Annotated in this window: 18 protein-coding genes; 5 read left to right on the top strand and 13 right to left on the bottom strand. The window is 67.6% G+C overall.

Features of this window, described 5'->3' with window-relative positions; genetic code table 11:
* Positions 1-188: 188 nt before the first annotated feature.
* Positions 189-1,394: a glycosyltransferase family 4 protein gene (locus AU198_RS25610; protein WP_082691205.1), complete on the bottom strand. Its 1,206-nt coding sequence runs from the start codon at positions 1,392-1,394 to the stop codon at positions 189-191.
* 144 nt (positions 1,395-1,538) lie between these two features.
* Here AU198_RS25610 and AU198_RS25605 point away from each other — a divergent pair, with 144 nt between their 5' ends.
* Entirely contained in the window at positions 1,539-2,210 is a 672-nt protein-coding gene (locus tag AU198_RS25605; RefSeq protein WP_064351384.1) for a DsbA family protein, read from the top strand.
* A gap of 3 nt (positions 2,211-2,213) precedes the next feature.
* Here AU198_RS25605 and AU198_RS25600 read toward each other — a convergent pair whose 3' ends face one another.
* From AU198_RS25600 to AU198_RS25590, 3 genes are read right to left on the bottom strand one after another with little or no spacing between them, the layout of a single operon-like run.
* Positions 2,214-2,747, bottom strand: coding sequence for a DUF3592 domain-containing protein (locus AU198_RS25600; RefSeq protein ID WP_156431751.1), 534 nt, complete (start codon positions 2,745-2,747; stop codon positions 2,214-2,216).
* A gap of 38 nt (positions 2,748-2,785) precedes the next feature.
* Positions 2,786-4,435 carry a 2-succinyl-5-enolpyruvyl-6-hydroxy-3-cyclohexene-1-carboxylic-acid synthase gene (gene menD / locus AU198_RS25595; protein ID WP_064351415.1) on the bottom strand — a complete coding sequence of 550 codons (1,650 nt, stop codon included), beginning with the start codon at positions 4,433-4,435 and terminating at the stop codon, positions 2,786-2,788.
* 2 nt (positions 4,436-4,437) lie between these two features.
* Positions 4,438-5,220 (bottom strand): alpha/beta fold hydrolase, encoded by a 783-nt coding sequence (locus AU198_RS25590; protein WP_064351383.1) that lies wholly within the window; start codon positions 5,218-5,220, stop codon positions 4,438-4,440.
* A gap of 127 nt (positions 5,221-5,347) precedes the next feature.
* Here AU198_RS25590 and AU198_RS25585 point away from each other — a divergent pair, with 127 nt between their 5' ends.
* Positions 5,348-6,547, top strand: coding sequence for an FAD-binding domain (locus tag AU198_RS25585; protein WP_064351414.1), 1,200 nt, complete (start codon positions 5,348-5,350; stop codon positions 6,545-6,547).
* A gap of 47 nt (positions 6,548-6,594) precedes the next feature.
* Positions 6,595-7,065 (top strand): MarR family winged helix-turn-helix transcriptional regulator, encoded by a 471-nt coding sequence (locus AU198_RS25580; protein WP_064351382.1) that lies wholly within the window; start codon positions 6,595-6,597, stop codon positions 7,063-7,065.
* Positions 7,066-7,077: 12 nt separating this feature from the next.
* Here the strand turns inward: AU198_RS25580 and AU198_RS25575 are convergent, their stop codons facing one another.
* From AU198_RS25575 to AU198_RS25550, 6 genes are all read right to left on the bottom strand, one after another.
* Positions 7,078-7,587 carry a nitroreductase family deazaflavin-dependent oxidoreductase gene (locus tag AU198_RS25575; RefSeq protein WP_064351413.1) on the bottom strand — a complete coding sequence of 170 codons (510 nt, stop codon included), beginning with the start codon at positions 7,585-7,587 and terminating at the stop codon, positions 7,078-7,080.
* A gap of 23 nt (positions 7,588-7,610) precedes the next feature.
* Positions 7,611-8,336, bottom strand: a complete 726-nt coding sequence (locus tag AU198_RS25570) for a DJ-1/PfpI family protein (protein WP_064351381.1) — start codon at positions 8,334-8,336, stop codon at positions 7,611-7,613.
* 15 nt (positions 8,337-8,351) lie between these two features.
* Positions 8,352-9,311, bottom strand: coding sequence for a GlxA family transcriptional regulator (locus AU198_RS25565; protein WP_064351412.1), 960 nt, complete (start codon positions 9,309-9,311; stop codon positions 8,352-8,354).
* Positions 9,312-9,396: 85 nt separating this feature from the next.
* Positions 9,397-9,978 carry a TetR/AcrR family transcriptional regulator gene (locus AU198_RS25560; RefSeq protein WP_064351380.1) on the bottom strand — a complete coding sequence of 194 codons (582 nt, stop codon included), beginning with the start codon at positions 9,976-9,978 and terminating at the stop codon, positions 9,397-9,399.
* A 9-nt stretch (positions 9,979-9,987) separates the two neighbouring features.
* Entirely contained in the window at positions 9,988-10,953 is a 966-nt protein-coding gene (locus tag AU198_RS25555; RefSeq protein ID WP_064351379.1) for an oxygenase MpaB family protein, read from the bottom strand.
* 41 nt (positions 10,954-10,994) lie between these two features.
* Positions 10,995-11,960, bottom strand: coding sequence for an o-succinylbenzoate synthase (locus tag AU198_RS25550; protein ID WP_064351378.1), 966 nt, complete (start codon positions 11,958-11,960; stop codon positions 10,995-10,997).
* A gap of 91 nt (positions 11,961-12,051) precedes the next feature.
* Here AU198_RS25550 and AU198_RS25545 point away from each other — a divergent pair, with 91 nt between their 5' ends.
* Together AU198_RS25545 and AU198_RS25540 are read left to right on the top strand one after the other, a co-directional pair.
* The gene (locus AU198_RS25545) at positions 12,052-12,534 is read left to right on the top strand and encodes a TspO/MBR family protein (protein WP_064351411.1); all 483 of its coding nucleotides are present in this window, start codon (positions 12,052-12,054) and stop codon (positions 12,532-12,534) included.
* A complete protein-coding gene (locus AU198_RS25540; RefSeq protein WP_082691203.1) occupies positions 12,534-13,157 on the top strand; it encodes an SOUL family heme-binding protein in 624 nt (207 codons plus the stop codon). The genes AU198_RS25545 and AU198_RS25540 overlap by 1 nt, the downstream gene beginning before the upstream one ends.
* Here the strand turns inward: AU198_RS25540 and AU198_RS25535 are convergent.
* Genes AU198_RS25535 through AU198_RS25525 form a run of 3 tightly spaced genes read right to left on the bottom strand, consistent with a single transcriptional unit; the run spans position 13,154 to position 17,531 of the window.
* Positions 13,154-14,719, bottom strand: coding sequence for a long-chain-fatty-acid--CoA ligase (locus tag AU198_RS25535; RefSeq protein ID WP_064351376.1), 1,566 nt, complete (start codon positions 14,717-14,719; stop codon positions 13,154-13,156). The two genes, AU198_RS25540 and AU198_RS25535, sit on opposite strands and share 4 nt — an antisense overlap.
* Before the next feature lie 30 nt (positions 14,720-14,749).
* On the bottom strand, positions 14,750-16,354 hold the full coding sequence (locus tag AU198_RS25530) for an amidohydrolase (protein ID WP_064351375.1): 1,605 nt from the start codon (positions 16,352-16,354) through the stop codon (positions 14,750-14,752).
* Positions 16,344-17,531: a PA2928 family protein gene (locus tag AU198_RS25525; protein ID WP_064351374.1), complete on the bottom strand. Its 1,188-nt coding sequence runs from the start codon at positions 17,529-17,531 to the stop codon at positions 16,344-16,346. The genes AU198_RS25530 and AU198_RS25525 overlap by 11 nt, the downstream gene beginning before the upstream one ends.
* Between the last annotated feature and the right edge of the window lie 54 nt (positions 17,532-17,585).

The raw sequence follows: 17,585 nt of genomic DNA, 5'->3' as shown, positions 1-17,585 counted from the left end.
GGGCCGCCACGAGATCGGGGCGGGTCAACAAGTCGACATCACAGGCGGCCGCCTCGTCGAAGGCGGCACGCAACGCGGTAACCGCGGCCTGCAGGTCGTCTCCCGACATATATCGAACATACATTCGACCACCGACAAAAAGGGGCTTACGCGTCGGTCGCGCAATTGGCCACACCCGGGGTCGGCAGTTACGCACTCTCAGTGCGGCGTGACCGTGCGCGAGGTGTCGGATTTCCGCGGCGTGTCGGGTGCAGACGCGCACCGTCGCGGAGATGGGAAGGGCGGCGTTCGGCGATGACGTCTTGATAGTGGCCCAGGAGTTCGTCGCAGATCGCCGGCCAGGTGCGCATCAGCACACTGCGGCGCGCAGCGATTGAATACCGTTGCCGCTCGGCGACGAGGTGCTCGACGGACTCCGGCAGGCGGGCCTCGAACTCGTCTACCGCCAGAAGAAGCCCGGTGCGGTAGGGCGCGACGAGGTCTCGCGGGCCGCCGGCGTCCGGGGCGATGACCGGCAGACCCGAGGCCATCGCCTCCTGGACCGTCTGACAAAAGGTCTCGTGCTCGCCGGGATGCACGAACACGTCCATGCTGGCATACGCGGCGGCCAGGTCCCGTCCGTACAGGGCGCCGGTGAAAACCGCTGAGGGAAGCAGGGTTTGAAGCTTGGTCCGGTCGATACCGTCGCCGACGATGACCACCCGCATGTCACCCCGCTGTGCGAGCACCGCCAGTCGTTCGACGTGCTTCTCCGGCGCGAGGCGACCGACGAACCCGACGATCGGCTTACCGTCGGGCGACCACCGGTGCCGCAGCGCATCGTCGCGCGCCGACGGCACGAAGCCGGTGATGTCGACGCCCCTCCCCCACTTGTGTACACGCGGAACGCCGTGCACCGTCAGGTCTTCCATCGCGGCGGTGGACGGCGCGAGGGTCCGGTCGGCCCGGCTGTGCAGGTGCCTTGTCCACGCCCACACGGCGCGGGACGTGAAGCCGACGCCGTAACTCTCGGCGAATCCGGCGACGTCAGTCTGGAACACGGCCACGGTCGGTACCCCGATGCGGCGCGCGGCGTGCAGGCCGCCGTAGCCCAGCAACGCCGGCGACGCCAGGTGAACGATATCGGGGTCGAATCCTCTTAGCACACCGACTATTCGGGGTCGCGGTACGCCGAGGGGCAGCGAGGTGACCTTGGGGAACATGCGCGAGGGCACGCGATGCACGCGGATCCCGTCGTGCACGCGCTCGGCGGGTGGTTCGCCGCGCGGCGTATCGGGAGCGATGACGAGGGCTTCGTGACCAGTGCGGCGGAGATGCTCGATCACCCGCAGTACCGAGTTGGTGACGCCGTTGACATTCGGGAGGAACGACTCTGTGACGATTGCAACGCGCACGACGGAATCGTCCCAGCGCAGCCTGTCGCGAAGGTTGCGGCCAGGAATCGGCCAGGAATACGGCACGCGAAAGCCCGGTGCGCCAACGGGTGCTGCGGCGCGTTCGCGTCGAGTATCGTGCGCACCAGAGAAAGGGCGGTCGACATGCGGTTCTCGCGGGCACTGGCGGTGTTGGCACTCACCGTGCTGCTCGCCGCCGTCGGCTGCACCAATCACGTCGCCGGCACCGCCCAACGCGATCCCGCCCAGGCCCCACTGAAAGTCAGCGAAGACGGTTTTGGAGTGCTAGCCGGATTCGACGACGCAGCGGCCAAGATCGAGATCTTCACCGAGCCGCAATGCAGCCATTGTGCGGACCTACAAGCCGATTTCGGGGATCAGCTCGCCTACTACATCGGCGTCGGCCAACTCAACGTCACGTATCGGCCATTGATATTCCTCGACGAGGCGACCGACGGACATTCGGCACGGGTGAGCAACGCGCTGTTCCTCGCCACGGGAAGCGGCGCGACCGGCACCCAGTTCCAGCGGTTCGTCGAAGAGCTGTGGGCCAACCAGGATCCGGGCGGACCGGGCCCGAGCGATGACGAGATGGCCGACATGGCCGGCGCGGCGGGCATGCCCGACAAAGCGGTCAAGCGGGTCGCCAGCGGCGGGTCGGCGGTGAACATCGTCGAGATGGACGAGAATAACTTCGGTTTCCTGTACGACGTCGATCCCGGGGCCACCGGCACTCCGACCGTCTACGACCTGGTCACCGGTGAGAAGGTCGACATCTACGACAATGACTGGCTCGACAAGCTGATCCAGTCCTGACCGTCAGATCGTGCTCGACAGCTCGGCGGCGTTCCGACTGGAAGTTGGACGCGGTGAGGTTCTCCGCTCGATGAGCGTCACGCCGGCCAGTGCGGCGCTGGCGATCAGCCAGCCGACAACCGCGATCGAACTCGCCGGGATGATCGCCAACGCCGCGTTGCGGTGCTGCACGCGAACGAGATCCGGGTCGTTCGTGTCGTATTCGACGTAGATGTTCATCCCCGTCTCGAGCTCTGACGGATAGAGCACGCCGAGTTCGGGGCGGTATGTGACGCGGTCGGGGGTGACGAACTCGATCGTCGACCGGCGCGGTCCGGCGTCGAGCACTTCGGCGGCGGCGACGCCCATGTGCCGTTCGATCTGGCGGTCATTGCGCCACGCGCCCAACACCATCAGCACCGACTGCAGGGTCACCAGGCATGCGGCGATCACGATGCCGACGCGGATCCGGCGGAATACCCGCTGGCGGTGTGACTCATTCGGGTCGGCGGTCAGCCGGGGCAGGAACCGGCGCGCCCATCGGATGGGTTTCCTCAGGCGGTCGACGGCCGATTGCCTCAGCCCGGTCGGGTTGCTCACAGGGCCGCCTTGATCGACGCGTGCAGCGCTCTCAGCGACGACCGGTCGGCCTTCACCTCCAGCACCCGCATGCCGTCGTAGGGTTCGTCGAGCGCCTCGGCCAGATCATCGGCCTCGAGTTGCCGGCTCTCGACGTGGTACGCCCGGCACAGAGCGCCCACGTCGACGTCGTGCGGCGTGCCGAAGATACGCGACGACACGTCGGAGAACCGCGGGTCGCCCTGTTCGAGCAGTTCGAAGATGCCGCCGCCGTTGTCGTTGGACACCACGATGGTCAGGTTGCGCGGCGTCGGCTCCGTCGGTCCGATCAACAACCCCGAGCTGTCGTGGACGAACGTCAGATCACCGAGCAGCGCGATCGTGCGGTTCGGTCCGCTCCCGCCACCCGCCCGCTCGTGGGCGAGCGCGGCCCCGATGGCGGTCGACACCGTGCCGTCGATACCCGCGACTCCGCGGTTCGACCGCACCTTGACGCCGTGGGTGTTCAGGCCCACCAGCGCCGCGTCACGCACCGGATTCGACGCGCCGAGCACCAACTGGTCACCGGGCCGGACCGCGTCGGCCACCGCGGCGGCAACGTGCAAACCGGTCTTGAGCGGATGTGCCCGCAGTTGCGAGTGGACCGCCTCCATCGCGTGCCGGTGCACGTCGCCGCACCTGGCGAGCCAAGCCGGGTCCGGTGTGCCCGTGGTGACGGCGCGGGTACCGGTGGCCTGCGAATTGCCCGACACGTCGGGCCAGCGGGGACCGGTGGTCAGCGCGTACACCGGCACCGACGGGTCGGCCAACAGCGCCGAAACCGGGCGGTGCAGCGTCGGGCGGCCGAGCATGATGACCTGTTTGGGCCGCACCAACCGCAGCGCGAAGGGGTGCAGCGGGTTGTCCGCGGCCGGCGCCGTCGGTTCGGCGACGGTCGGCAGCGCAGCCAGGTTCGGATGCTCGCCCGCGCCGTGCCCGGCGATCACGACGGTGTCCGGCGTCAGGTCGATGTCGAGCGGCTGGTCGAAGGACACCGGCGGCGTGTACGTCCACGGCTTCCCGCCGGGCCTGCCCTGCGGTACGTAGGTCACCGTCTCGTCAGCGTCGGGCACCAACGGCTCCCGCAGCGGGATGTCGAACTGCACGGGGCCCGCATTCGCGGATCGAGAACCCTTGGCCGCGACCAGAATCCGACATACCGCAGAACGCCATTGCGCGTTGAGCACATCGAGGTGCTCCGGCGATTCCTCCGCCAGGCCCAGGCTGATCGACGCGCGGACCTGCGTGCCGAAATATCCCAGCTGTTCGAAGGTCTGGTTCGCGCCGGTGCCCAACAGTTCGTAGGGACGGTTTGCGCTCAGCACGACGAGCGGCACCCGCGCGTAATTCGCCTCGACCACGGCCGGCCCGAGGTTGGCCACCGCGGTTCCCGACGTCATCGCGATGCAGACCGGGGCACGTTCGGCGATCGCCAGCCCGATGGCGAGAAAGCCCGCGGTGCGCTCGTCGATGCGGACGTGCAGCCGCAGCCGGCCTGCCCGGTCGGCGTCCTGCAACGCGAAGGCCAGCGGGGCGTTACGCGATCCGGGGCACAGCACGACATCCCGTACGCCGCCGCGAATCAGTTCGTCGACGACCACGCGGGCCTGCGCGGTCGAGGGGTTCACCACTACAGCTTATCGGCGAAGAAATCGAGCGCCGCTTTGTTGATCGCCTCGGGATGCTCGAGGAAGCCGAGGTGACCGGCGTCGGGAATCTCCAGGTAACGGCCGTTCGGGATCGCGTCGGCGACCTCGCGGCTCAGGTGCGGGGGCAGCACCAGGTCGTCGGCGAACCCGATGACCAGTGTGGGCGCCGTAATACTTCGGTAAGCCGACAGTCGGTTGCCCTGGGGCCGGACCTCGATCTGCGCCCGTCCGCCCGGTGTGACTTTGGTGGGCCACATCGTGAACATGTCGATCCAGTCCCGGACCTTGACGTCATCGTTGAGCGTCTTGGGCGAAAAGTTCTCCAGCAAGCGAATTTTCGCGTCGTACGCCGCAGGCAGTTCGATTCCGGAGTCGAGGAATTCGCGTTCGGCGTTGCGGAAGAACTCGCGGGTGCGATCCTCGCGCCCACGGGTGGCCATCAACACCGCCCGGTCGACCAGGTCGGGGCGGGCCACCATCAGCTCCTGGGCGATGTAGGAGCCCATCGACACCGAGACGATGCGCACCGGCGCCGCGTCGAGCTTTTCGATCAGCGCCGCCGTGTCGGCCACCATCGTTTCGGTGGTGAAGCCGGTGGCGTTCTCGGTGGCCGCGACCCCTCGGTTGTCGAACGTGATGCAGCGGTAGCCGGCGCGCTGGAACTCCGGCACCTGATGCAGGTGCCAGGTTCGGCCTGCACCGCCGTGACCGGCGATGAACAGTACCGATGGGCCGCTACCGCGATCGTCGTAGGCCAAATTCACCCGACTGACGGTACTCAAGCGCCCTCCGCAGGGCGCGGCCCGGGCCATCCGGCAGATCGTGCAGCTCGCACGATATGCGCGTAGCATCAAAACCAAAGGCCCCGATGACTTCGAGAAGAAGCGTGAAATGAAGATCGCGATCAGCGGCGCCGGCGTCGCAGGACCCGCATTCGCCCACTGGATGATGCGCGTAGGCCACGAGGTCACCCTGATCGAGAAGGCGCCGACCTTTCGCACCGGCGGCTATCTGATCGACTTCTGGGGCGTCGGCTACGCAATCACCCAGAAGATGGGTATCGAGGACGACCTCCATGCGGCCGGCTACCGCGTTCGCGAACTGCACATCGTCGACGACGAGGGTCGGGCGTCGGCCCGGCTGCGCGTCGACCCGTTGCGCCGCGCGGCGCGCGACCGCTACATCAGCCTGCCCCGCGGCGACCTGGCTGAAGCGATCTACCGGACAGTCGAGCACGACATCGAAACCGTCTACTCAGAGAGCATCACCGCGCTCGACAACAGATCCGATGGCGTTACGGTCGAATTCGAGCACAGCCAGCCACGGCAATTCGACATGGTGATCGGCGCGGACGGGTTGCACTCCAACGTCCGTGCGCTCGCCTTCGGTCCGGATGCGCGTTACGAGCGCTATCTCGGCTGTCAGGTCGCGGCGTGTGTACTCGACGGCTATCGACCGCGCGACGACCTGGTGTACGTCACGCACAACGTGCCCGACCGCCAGATCGGCAGGTTCTCGCTGCGCGGCGACCGCACCCTTGTCCTGTTCATCTTCCGCTCGCCGACGCCCGCTCTTGCCCCTGACCTCGGTTCCTGTAAAGCGTTGCTGCGCAGTGAGTTCGCCGACACCGGTTGGGAGTCGACGCGCATCCTCGATGCCCTTGACGGCGTCGACGACATCTATTTCGACGTGGTCAGCCAGATCCGCATCGATCGGTGGTCGACGGGTCGCGTCGCGCTCATCGGCGATGCGGCGGCGTGTGTCTCGCTGTTGGCGGGCGAGGGCACCGGGCTGGCCATCGCCGAGGCTTACGTCCTCGCCGGTGAGCTGGGCCGGGCGGGTGAGGACATCGGCGCTGCGTTCGAGGCGTACGAGAACCGACTGCGCGAGTTCATCGAAGCCAAGCAGGACGGTGCCCAGCGGTTGATCTCTTTCTTCACGCCCCGTACCAAGCTCGGCATCTGGTTGCGCGATCTGGCGATTCGCGCATTCGGCATTCCTCCGGTCGGGAATCTGGTGGTGGGCCGGACCCTTCGCGACGACATCGCACTGCCAGAGTACGAGCTGCCAGAGATCAAGCCGCGAAGATGACACACGATACCGTGACGTCGAATACCGTTGCGGGGCAGAAGGAAGCGATGCCATCTATCAACGTGCCCGCCGGGGACAGCTTGCCGGAGCTCGAGCGCGCCACCCGCGGGCTGCTCGCGCTGAACGTGTCCGCGCTCGAGCAGATGGAGCAGCGGATCGGCCTGGCGCCGCTGCGTGCGCTGCAGGCCCTGGATCGGCTGGGGCCGAGCCTGGTCACCGAGCTGGGCGACGAGCTGGGACTCTTGCCGTCCACCGCGAGCAGGCTCAGCGACCGCCTCGCCGACGCCGGTTACATCACCCGCCGGGTCGCTCCCACCAACCGCCGCGCCACGCTGCTCGAGTTGACCGACGCGGGACTCGCGGTGCTCGACGAGCTGATCAAGCTGCGCCTCGAGGCGTTCGGCGCGGTTACCCGGCAGATGACCGAGCGCGACGTCGCGGCGCTGATGCAAGGTGCACGCGCCTTCACCGCCGCCTACCGGGAACTGACCGAGCGCTCACAGGCCGATGGCACATGAGGAAGCGACGAACTACACCGAATCCGCCACTTCGGTGAACGCGATGACCGGGATGCGCCGGCCGGCGGCGCGCGCCTCGTAGTCGGCATAGTTCGGTACGAACTGTTTGGCCAGCTCGAACAGGCGGTCCCGCTCGGCCCCGGTGACCTCCTCGCCGATGAAGGTGCCCCGGTAGCCGCGTGCGGACAGCGTGACGCGCGGATTGGCTTTCACGTTGTGAAACCACGCGGGATGCCGGTCACCGCCGTAGTTGGAGGCGATGACGATCACCCGGCCGGCATCGGTGAAGTAGGTCAGCGGCGTGCTGCGCTGCCGGCCGGTCTTGGCGCCCGTGTGCGTCAGCAGCACCTCCGGCATCACCAGTGACATCGAGACCCGGCCGTTGGTCAGGTTGATCACCGCGCGATCCAGCCGCCATCCGATGCGGCGCAGAAACCACCGCGACGGCCCCAACCCCATCAAACGGGCGCCCGCACGCACGAACGGCGTCGGCGGATCGGGTCGCACTTCAGGAATCCCCACAGCTGCGAGGGTATCGCCGACCGTCAGCGCGCCGAGACCGCCTTCCTGCGGACCCGTTGCACCGCGGCGGTCCACAGCAGCGCCATCGTCGGGGCGAGCTGTCGCTGTTTGACGGTGTCGCGGCTCAGCAGGGTCGATGCGGTCGCCTTGGTGGCGGCCGACGCCTTCGACAGGTGCCCCGAGTCGTAGGGCGGCTGCGGGTCGTATTCGATGACGAGCTGCACCGCCTTGGCCTTCGCGTCACCGGCGATCTGCCCGTAGAGCCACAGGCCGAGGTCGATTCCGGCCGACACCCCCGCGGCGGTGACGATCTTGCCGTCGTGCACCACGCGATGGTCGGAGACGGTGTCGACGCCGAACGGTTTGAGCATCGGCAACGCCATCCAGTGCGACGTCGCGCGTCGGCCGTCGAGCAGGCCCGCGGCGGCGAGGATGACCGAACCCGAGCACACCGACGTCGTCCAGGTCGATGTCTCGTGGGCCGTGCGCACCCAGTCGAGCACCTTCTCGTCGCGGGCGTGTTGGAAGCTCGACAGTCCGCCGGGGACCAAAACGATGTCGGGCGAGGGGGTCTCGTCGAACGAATGGGTGGCGCCGACGAGCAGCACGCCGGAGTCGGCCTCGATCGGCCCCGGTTCATGCCAGACGAACCGCACCTCGGCGCCGGGCAGGTTGCGCAGCACCTCGTAGGGTCCGATGAAGTCGAGCGCGGTGTAGCCGGGGTACACCATGATGGCGATCTGGGTCATGGGCAGTCTCCTGTCTCAGGCGAAGGTCTTGCGATACTGGTCGGGTGAAATACCAAGGCGGCGAACGAAGTTGCGTCGAAGCGACTCGGCGCTGCCGAATCCGCATCGCGCGGCGATGACGGTGACGGTGTCGTCGGTCTCCTCGAGCTGGCGGCGCGCGGCTTCGGTGCGGATCCGCTCGACGTAGGCGCCGGGCGCCTCCCCCACCTCCTCGGTGAACAACCGGGTGAAGTGGCGCGGGCTCATTGCGGCTCGGCGAGCCAGCTCCGTGATGCTGTGCGCGCCACCGGGTTCGGTCTCGATGGCTTCCTGCACCTCGCGGATGGGCGCCCTCTTGGCGCGGGGCATCCACACCGGTGCGGCGAACTGCGTCTGGCCGCCCGGCCTGCGTAGGTACATGACAAGCCAGCGCGCGACCGTCTGCGCGACATCGGTGCCGTGGTCGTCCTCGACGAGTGACAGCGCGAGGTCGATGCCTGCGGTGACACCGGCGGCGGTCCATGTCCGATCGTTGCTGCGCACGAAGATCGGCTCGGGATCGACTGTCACCGCCGGGAATTCACTCGAGAGCTGGTCGGTGTAGGCCCAGTGTGTGGTGGCGGTGCAGCCGTCGAGCAGGCCGGCCTCGGCGGCGAGGAACGCGCCGGTGCACACGCTGACGACCCGGCGCGAGTTCCGGGCGACGGTCTGGATCCAGTTGATCAGGTCGAGGTTGTTCCGGGCGTCTTGAACTCCGGCACCGCCGGGAAGGACCAGGGTGTCGATCGGTGCGCGCGGGTCCGGCAGCGGTTCGGCGACAAGCGCCAGACCTGTGCCGGTGGTTGCGGGTTCGCCGCCGAGTGTCACCACTTTGGCGCCGTAGCCCTCGCGGCCCATGCCCTGCAGATACCGGGACGCTCCCGTGAACACCTCGAATGGACCGACCAGGTCCAGGGCCTGCACGCCGGTAAAGCCGAGAATCACCACCGATCGCATGAACCCAGTGTTGGCCACCAGGTGGATGGCGTCTAGGCCATGCAGCCCACAGATCAGGACACCGCCGGCGACGAGTGTCGGAGGCTCACCACACCAGGGGGGCGAGGTGTTTGAGCGCATAGCCGCGCACCGCGTCGCCGTCGTTGACGTCGAGCGCCGGTGTGCGTACCTGAGCCAGCGATGCGGCCAGCCGGATGTGCAATTCGCTGACCGCGAGCAGGTCGTCGTCGGGCATGGTCGCGCCGGCGGCCCTCAGCGCCCTGGCCATGGCTGCGGACGCGCTCGCGAGGAACTCCTGGGCCTCGTCGTACATGCCCGACATCGCCGACAGGTCGCCGTCGAGCCGCAGGAACCGGCGCATGACGGGTTCGGCGGTCAGGAGCCGCAGGCCCTCGCAGAACGCCGCGACGGCGGCCTCCTTGGCGCCGGAGTCGATGCCGACGGTCTGCAGGCGTGCCATCGCGAAATCGAATGTCTGCCTTCCGAGCTCGGTGATCAACACGTCGCGGCTGGGAAAGCGGCGATACAACGTGCTGCGGCTGACGCCTGCTTGGCGCGCGATGACGTCCATGCTGGCCCTACCGACGCCGACGAGCGCGACCTCCTCGGCGGCCGCTTTGAGGATCGCGGCCTCCTGTTCGGTGCGGCTGTCGGTGTTGCGGCGCATCGGTCTGAGCTATGCGCGCCGACCGGCCGGGCACGCCGCAGGCGGCGCGAACGAGTCGAGCGTGACCGAGCGGTGGAACCGCACGAGCTTCTCGTACTCCAACCGGTTGCGCGCCAACGGGATCAGCCTAACCTTGTCGGGGAGTACCCGCCACGCCAGTTGCAGCACGCGGGTGTACACCTCGAACTCCCGCTGATGGCGGTCCTCCCATCGAAAGCCCGTCATCTCGCGGATCCCGGGATGCAGGATGCCGAAGGAGCAGATTTTGACGACGCGTCCGGCGACAGGTCGTAGCAGCAGCCACGGCGGAGTCAACGCGACGCGCACCGCGGGTGGAATCATCAACGTGGGCAACGGCAGTCGCGTCAGCTGATCGGTGACGCGGCGCAGAAACGCGTTGTCGGCCAACTCGTTGTCGACCATCGAGTCGTAGTACCGCACGGCCTCGTCGTAGCTCGCCGGCAGCTTGGCGTGGTTTCCGGGCAGTTCCAATGACCGGAAGGCCTCGAGCAACTGCTGATAAGCCGCCTCCTTCTCGGCTTCGGTCATGGTGATCGCTGTACAGGGGGTGAACGAGTTCAACACGAGGAACATCCCGCTGACCGCAATCCAGTTCCACAGCTTCGGATCGAGCGCGCTGTAGCGCACGTCGGTGAACGTGCCGTCACCGCGGCCGCGCACCTCGCGATGCATCCGCTTGAGCCGCTCCCCCTCGGCGGCTCGGTCGTGCGGATCGCCCCAGATCGCGAGGAACGCCGAGAGCCCACTTCGCACCCCTCGATCGGCGAAGTTGGCCTCGAAACGGCCGGTTTTGTCGACGGCCGCGGCCACCGGCACCAACGCGACCTCGTCGAAGGCCGCCGCGCCGAAGAAGCCACCCAGCGCGCTGCCGCTGTGTTTTCGGAACTCGCGCATGACCTTTGGACGAACATCGCCGGCAATTCGGACGGGTGGAGCTTCGGCCGTTTCGGTCATGTCGCCTCCGTAGCTTCTGGAACAGAGACTAGTGATTTGTGTCAATGTGTCAACGGGTGACAGGCGCGCACCCTCTCGATCCACCACCGGCGGCGTTCGGGAGGTGCGGCCAGCGCCGATAGGCGCGCCGGATCAGGTTCGGCGGGAAACGCCGGCAAGTACCCGTCCCGGGCACGCCGAGGTTCGGCAACGTCATCCACGAACAACTCGCCGGTGCCCAGCCCGCACGCGTGACGCAGGTCTGGCAGCGCCGCGGCGGCGAGTAGGCCGCGGCCGATGCCGACCGCGGAGTCCAGCGCACTGGAGACGACGACGGGGATGTCGATCTGCGCGGCGATCGCGAGCAGCGCGCGCACTCCGCCCAACGGTGCGACCTTGAGGACCGCGACGTCCGCGGCCTTCTCGCGCACCACCCGCAGAGGGTCGGTGGCCTTGCGGATGCTCTCGTCGGCGGCGATCGGAACGTCGACGCGGCGGCGCAACTCGGCCAGTTCCGCCACCGTGGCGCACGGTTGTTCCAGGTATTCCAGCGGCCCGTCGGCGGTCAGCGCCGTCGCCGCCGTGACCGCTTCGTCGACGCTCCAGCCACCGTTGGCATCGACCCGCACCGTCGGCACTACGGCCCGCACCGCGTTCACGCGCGCCATGTCATCGGCCAAGGTCTGCCCCGGCTCGGCGACCTTGACCTTCGCAGCCAGCGCTCCGGGGAAGCGTGCCAGCACCTCCGGCACCCGGGCGGCGTCGACGGCGGGCACGGTGGCGTTGATCGGAATCTTGTCGCGACGCACCTGCGGCGGTGGTTCATAGGCCGCTTCCAGCGCGGACGCCAGCCAATGCGCCGCCTCCGGCGGCTCGTATTCGAGGAACGCGCCGAACTCGCCCCACCCGGCCGGGCCCTCGATCAGCGCGACTTCGCGGACCGTGATGCCGCGAAAGCGCACCCGCATCGGGAGCGCGACGACGTGCATGCGGTCGAGGACGTCGTCGAGCTGCGGCATGCGCACCATCCTGCCGGTTCGGGTCCGGGAGGTTTAATGATCGCGAATGCGGCTACCTTTCAGTTGCTTAACTAATTGTGATTCGTAGTAGGAGCACATGGTGCAACTGAAGACTCTGGTACCCACGGCGCTGGCGGTGACGGTGACCGCGGTTGCGGGCGGCCTGGCCAGCAAGGACTCGCAGTCCCTGTGGTACGCGAAGCTGCGCAAGCCGCCGTATCAGCCTCCCCCGCAAGCGTTTCCGATCGTATGGCCCATCCTGTACGCGGACATCGCCGTGACCTCGTCGGCGACGCTCGACGAACTCGAGCGCCGGGGTCGGACCGAGGAACGTCGGCGCTACCTCGGCGCTCTCGCGGTCAACCTGGTGCTCAACGGCAGCTGGTCGTGGCTGTTCTTCAACCAGGGCAAGCTCGGCACCTCGGCGGTGGCGGCGGGGGCGCTGACGCTCAGCAGCGCCGACCTCACCCGCCGTGCCGTGCAGGTGCGCGGCGCCCAGGCGGCGCCGCTGGCGTTGTATCCGCTGTGGTGTGCGTTCGCGACCGCGCTGTCGACGCACATCTGGTTCCTGAACCGACGATGATGCGGCTATTGGAGATTCCGCGCCAGGTCGCGGAGTCGGTGTTCTCGATCGTCGGGATCCGGGTGGGCACCGAAGAGCCGCACTACCTGGCCACGAAGCTGTCCGGACAGGTGGAGATTCGCCGGTACGGTCCCAGGATCGCCGCCGAGACCACCGTGAGCGCCGACGAGGACCGCGCCAGAAACATCGGGTTCCGGCGCCTTGCCGGCTACATCTTCGGCGGCAACCACCGCGACGAGACGATCGCGATGACCGCACCGGTCAGCCAGCAGTCGCGCGAAAAGATCGCGATGACGGCGCCGGTCGCGCAAGCCCGCGACGGCGAGAACTCGACGATCCGCTTCTACATGCCGTCGAAGTGGACGATGGACACATTGCCCACTCCGGACGACGAGAACGTGCGGTTGGTCCAGGTGCCGGGTGAAACGGTCGCGGTGCTGCGGTTCACCGGCGATCGCAGTCCGCAAGCCGTCGCCGAACGCACGCGTGAGCTCTCGGCAACGCTGCGCGCCAACGGGATCGAGGCCGTCGGGCCGCCGCAGTCCTGGTTTTACGACCCGCCGTGGACGCTGCCGTTCCGCCGCCGCAACGAGATCGCGATCCCGGTGCGGCCCACCGACTAGACCGTCGCGCGGTCGCGGCCCTCCCAGTAGGGCTTACGCAGCTCCTTTTTCAGGATCTTGCCCGTCGGATTGCGGGGCAGCTCATCGGTGATGTCGACCGTTTTGGGGCACTTGTACGCCGCGAGACGTTCCCGGCACCATGCGATGAGGTCTTCGGGTGCCACCGAATCCTCGACCGACACAACGGCCTTGACCACTTCGCCCCACTTCTCATCGGGCACGCCGATCACCGCGACGTCGGTCACGGCGGGGTGTTCGGCGATGACGCGTTCCACCTCGATGGAGTAGATGTTCTCTCCGCCGGAGATGATCATGTCCTTGAGGCGGTCCTCGACGAAGATGTAACCGTCATCGTCGATGCGGCCGATGTCTCCCGTGCGGAACCAGCCGTCGTCGGTGATCGCCTCCGCCGTCGCCTCGGGTTTGTTGTGGTACCCCTTCATCAGTTGCGGTGTGCGGAACCACAATTCACCCTGCTCACCTGCCGCTACGTCCTTCAGCGTGTCCGGGTCGACCACCCGGACCTCGGCGCCGGGGATGACTCGTCCCGCGCTGACCAGCCGTTCCTCGGTGCCCGAGCGGTGGTCGTCGGGCAACAGCTGGCTGATCACCCCGCAGACCTCGGTCAGCCCGTACACCTGGATGAAATCGGTGTTCGGCCAAGCCTCCAACGCCGCGCGCAGCAGCGGCAGCGGCATCGGCGACGCGCCGTACACGTACGTCTTCAGTGCCCCGAACAACTTGACCGCGTCCTCGCCGGACTCCAGCACCTTGGCCAGCACCGCGGGCACCAGGAAGGTTCGGTTGGCGCCGTTGAGGATTGCGCCGGCCAGCGCGGCGCCGTCGACCTCGCGCGTCATCACCGTCGGCACACCGTCGTGAATGCTGAACTGCACGTAGGACGATCCGCCGACGTGGAAGAGCGGCATCGACACCATGCTCTTGTCGCCCTCGTCGAAGCCCCACCCGTTGTGCGCGTTGATGGTGTGCGCGATCAGGTTTGCCTGGGTGATCTGCACACCCTTCGGGCGTCCCGTCGTGCCCGATGAGTACATGATGATCGCCACGTCGTCGGGCTGAACATCGTCGGCGCGCCCGACCGGCGTCGCGTCGGTGAGCAGCGCCTCGTACTCGTCACCGTCACCGCCGTCGGGCGTCACCTCGATGAGGTGTTCGACGTGGGTGAGCTTGTCGCGGATCTTGTCGATCGTCGGCTTCAACTCCGTGCCCACGATCAACAGCTTGGCTCCCGAGTCGGTGAGCACGTAGTCGATCTCATCGGCGGCCAGCCGGAAGTTGATGATCGCCGTTGCCGCGCCCAACGACGCGGCCGCGATGGTCAATTCGACGCAGGCCGGGTGGTTCTTGTCGAGGAAGGCCACCACGTCACCGCGTTCGATACCGCGCTGCTGCAACGCGCCCGCCAGGCGGCGGACCCGGTCGTTCCATTGCGACCACGTCAAGGTGCGGTCGAGGAAGGTCATCGCCTCGGCGTCGGGTTTGGTTTCGGCCCAATGCGCGAGCCGTTCGTCGAGGAATCGCGGGTCATGCAGGTCAGACATGGGAGAAGCCTAGCGACCGTCGCGGTCTGGTCAGTCGCCTTTGCGGTAAACCTGTCGGCCGGCCAGATACGTGGCCTGCACCTCGAGATCGGCGATCTCCTCGGGCGCCACCGTGCGCGGATCGGCCGACAGCACCACCATGTCGGCGTACTTGCCCACTTCAAGCGAGCCGACCACATCGTCGGCGAACAGCTGGTAGGCAGCGTCCACTGTCTGCGCCCTGATCGCCTGCTCGACGGAGATGCGCTGCTCCGGGCCGATCACCCGCCCGCTCGGGGCCGTGCGGGTGGCCGCGACGCTGATGTTGCGCAAGGGCTCTTCCGGGGTGACCGGCGGATCGTTGTGCAGCGAGATCCGCATACCCGTGGCGACAGCGGATCCGCATGGCATCCAACGGCTTCCGTGTTCAGCGCCGAACAAACCATCGACGATGATGTCGCCCCAGTAGTGGATCTGATCGACGAACACGCTGCAGACGACGCCGAGGTCGTGCGCGCGTTGCAGCTGATCGTCGCGGATGGCGCCGACGTGCTCGAGCCGCAGCCTGTGATCGTCACGGGGCCAACGCCGCAACGCTTCTTCGTACACGTCGAGGATGGTGTCGACACCGGCGTCGCCCTGGACGTGGCAGGCCATCGGCCAGCCCTTGGGGAAGTAGGCGTGCACGATCTCGGTGAGTTGTTCGCGGGTGTAGTTGGCGTGCCCGCACGATCCGGGTGCGACGCCGATGGTGCGCGTGGCGTCGGTGTCCAAGTACGGAAACGACAGGTCGATGTTGCCTATCCACGGCGAACCGTCGACCCAGATCTTGATCCCGACCTGACGGAGCAAGTCGTCGCCTGCGCCCGGGGTCGCGTCGGTGGACATCTGGGCATTGGAGATCTCGTAGAGCCGCAGCCGCACGCTCAGGTGAGTGCGCAGCGTTTCGATCACCGGACGGAACACCGGATCGAAGGCCATCTCCGAGCAGGTGGTCAGTCCGGCGGCGTTGAGCCGCTTCAGTTCGGCGTGCAACATCGCCGGGTAGTCGGCGGGATCGATCACGCCCGCCAGCAAGCTGAACACCGCGGCGGTCTCCTCGGCGGTGCCGTCGAGCTCACCGTTTGCGTCGCGGCCGTACCGGGCGCCTTTGGGGTCCGGGGTGTCGCGGGTGAGCCCGAACCGTCGGGCGGCGGCGCTATTGAAGTAGGCCTTGTGCCCCGAGTTGTGCACGATCACCAAGGGATCGTCGGGGGCGAGTTCGTCGAGCCAGGCCAATGTCGGCGCCGGTAAGCCCCTCTGCAGCAGCGGATCCCAGCCGTTGAGGTACGCACCCTCGGGGCCGCGGTTGGCGACCTCGGTCTTGATGGCGGCGACCACGTCATCGGCCTTGGGCAGTGTGACCGGCCGGATGTCGACCATCCGCTCGGACAGCACGATGGCCTCCATCAGCGGATGGCCGTGCGCTTCGACGAATCCGGGCATCACGCATCCGTCGACGTCGCGGGTCTCGGTGTCGGGGCCGATCCAGCCGTCGATCTCGTTGCCGCTGCCCACGGCGACGATGCGGCCGTCGCTCACCGCGAGCGCCTCCGCGGTCGGCCGGCTTTCGTCGACCGTCAGGATGGTTCCACGGATGATCAGGTCAGCGGGCATCGCTGCTCCTCGTGTCGGCTTTGGTACGGCCCCAGAAGTCGGTCAGCCCGAGATCGGTCGACGTGACCCGGCCGTCGGGCCGCAGCACGATCAGACGGTTGTCGTTGGAGGGCTCAAAGGCGGGCGGGCTGGGCGTCGCGATGACGAGGATGTCCCCGTCGGGTGTGGCGGTCACCCGCTTGACGTCGTCGAGGTCGGCCACCACCGCCATCGTCTCCCCCGACCCGATGTCGATCAGCAAAAGTGACTCTCGCCCATCGGTGTTCGGGTCGTCGCCGCGCACGAGCACCACGCCGCTCACGGTACCCAGTGGCACTGCGGCCGAGTGGTGCTTCGTGAACATGTCTGTGCCTTCGGCCAGTTGTTCTCCGGTGGCGAGCGCCGCAGGGGTGCGCACGATCTCGTAGACGAGTTCGGGGCGGGTCACATCGTGGATGCGGGTGAGCACCTCGGTGCGTCCGTCGGGCCATTCGCGGGTCAACACACCCGTCTGCCGGGACAGGTGCACCGCGCCGCCGTCGGGAAGCGCCATGCGCTTCGGCGTGGCCGCCGGGTCGACGTCGATCATCTCGAATGCCGCGTCGCGCGTGGGCGCCGAATCGGCGATCAGTGTGCCGCGCCAGTTGTCGGCCACATCGTGGGGCGTGGGCGTGGCTTCGGTTGTGCCCAGCGGGATGTGGACGACGGCGCCCGGCTGGGTCAGCGCGATGACGGCGTCGAGGTCCGGGTCGACGTGGTAGGCCATGTAGGCCTGCACGTAATCGTTGCCGAGACCGGGGATCTGGTCGTTCTGCATGACGATCCGACCGTCCTCGACGGCAACGATCGACAATCCGTAGTCGGTGGCGACGTAAGCGAGGCCGTCGGCCACAGCGAGTACGGCCCGTTCCCAGCCGCTCTTGCCGTGCAACTGGACATCCCACAGCAGTTCGCCGGTGTGAAGCGACACCGCGGCCAAGCGCTCCTGCCATACGTCGTCGGTACCGAATGGCGCCGAGCGCACACCGCCGGTGCGGCCGTACGCCGCCAGCACGGCGGGGTGACCGGCGACGGTGGCGAAGCCCACGACGGGGCCGACGCTGGGCATCGGATCGCCGAGCACCCGCGGGACGGCGTACATCCCGAGCAGGGCGCCGACCACCACCACGGCGAATCCGAGCGAACGTGCGATACCCATGACCGATTGTCAGCGGCCCGGTCTAAGTCCGCTCTGGCTCGGTGATGAGAAATC

Source organism: Mycobacterium sp. GA-1199, assembly GCF_001500045.1.
Lineage (GTDB): Bacteria > Actinomycetota > Actinomycetes > Mycobacteriales > Mycobacteriaceae > Mycobacterium.
The sequence above is the reverse complement of the archived record's forward strand: the minus strand, read 5'-3'. Positions and strand labels throughout refer to the sequence as shown.

What these genes read in the sequence shown, in the direction of transcription:
- AU198_RS25605 (WP_064351384.1), top strand. Translation starts at nt 1,539, where the DNA reads ATGCGGTTCTCGCGGGCACTGGCGGTGTTGGCACTCACCGTGCTGCTC.
- AU198_RS25585 (WP_064351414.1), top strand. Translation starts at nt 5,348, where the DNA reads ATGAAGATCGCGATCAGCGGCGCCGGCGTCGCAGGACCCGCATTCGCC.
- AU198_RS25580 (WP_064351382.1), top strand. Translation starts at nt 6,595, where the DNA reads ATGCCATCTATCAACGTGCCCGCCGGGGACAGCTTGCCGGAGCTCGAG.
- AU198_RS25570 (WP_064351381.1), bottom strand. Translation starts at nt 8,336, where the DNA reads ATGACCCAGATCGCCATCATGGTGTACCCCGGCTACACCGCGCTCGAC.
- AU198_RS25565 (WP_064351412.1), bottom strand. Translation starts at nt 9,311, where the DNA reads ATGCGATCGGTGGTGATTCTCGGCTTTACCGGCGTGCAGGCCCTGGAC.
- AU198_RS25560 (WP_064351380.1), bottom strand. Translation starts at nt 9,978, where the DNA reads ATGCGCCGCAACACCGACAGCCGCACCGAACAGGAGGCCGCGATCCTC.
- AU198_RS25555 (WP_064351379.1), bottom strand. Translation starts at nt 10,953, where the DNA reads ATGACCGAAACGGCCGAAGCTCCACCCGTCCGAATTGCCGGCGATGTT.
- AU198_RS25550 (WP_064351378.1), bottom strand. Translation starts at nt 11,960, where the DNA reads ATGGTGCGCATGCCGCAGCTCGACGACGTCCTCGACCGCATGCACGTC.
- AU198_RS25540 (WP_082691203.1), top strand. Translation starts at nt 12,534, where the DNA reads ATGCGGCTATTGGAGATTCCGCGCCAGGTCGCGGAGTCGGTGTTCTCG.
- AU198_RS25535 (WP_064351376.1), bottom strand. Translation starts at nt 14,719, where the DNA reads ATGTCTGACCTGCATGACCCGCGATTCCTCGACGAACGGCTCGCGCAT.
- AU198_RS25530 (WP_064351375.1), bottom strand. Translation starts at nt 16,354, where the DNA reads ATGCCCGCTGACCTGATCATCCGTGGAACCATCCTGACGGTCGACGAA.
- AU198_RS25525 (WP_064351374.1), bottom strand. Translation starts at nt 17,531, where the DNA reads ATGGGTATCGCACGTTCGCTCGGATTCGCCGTGGTGGTGGTCGGCGCC.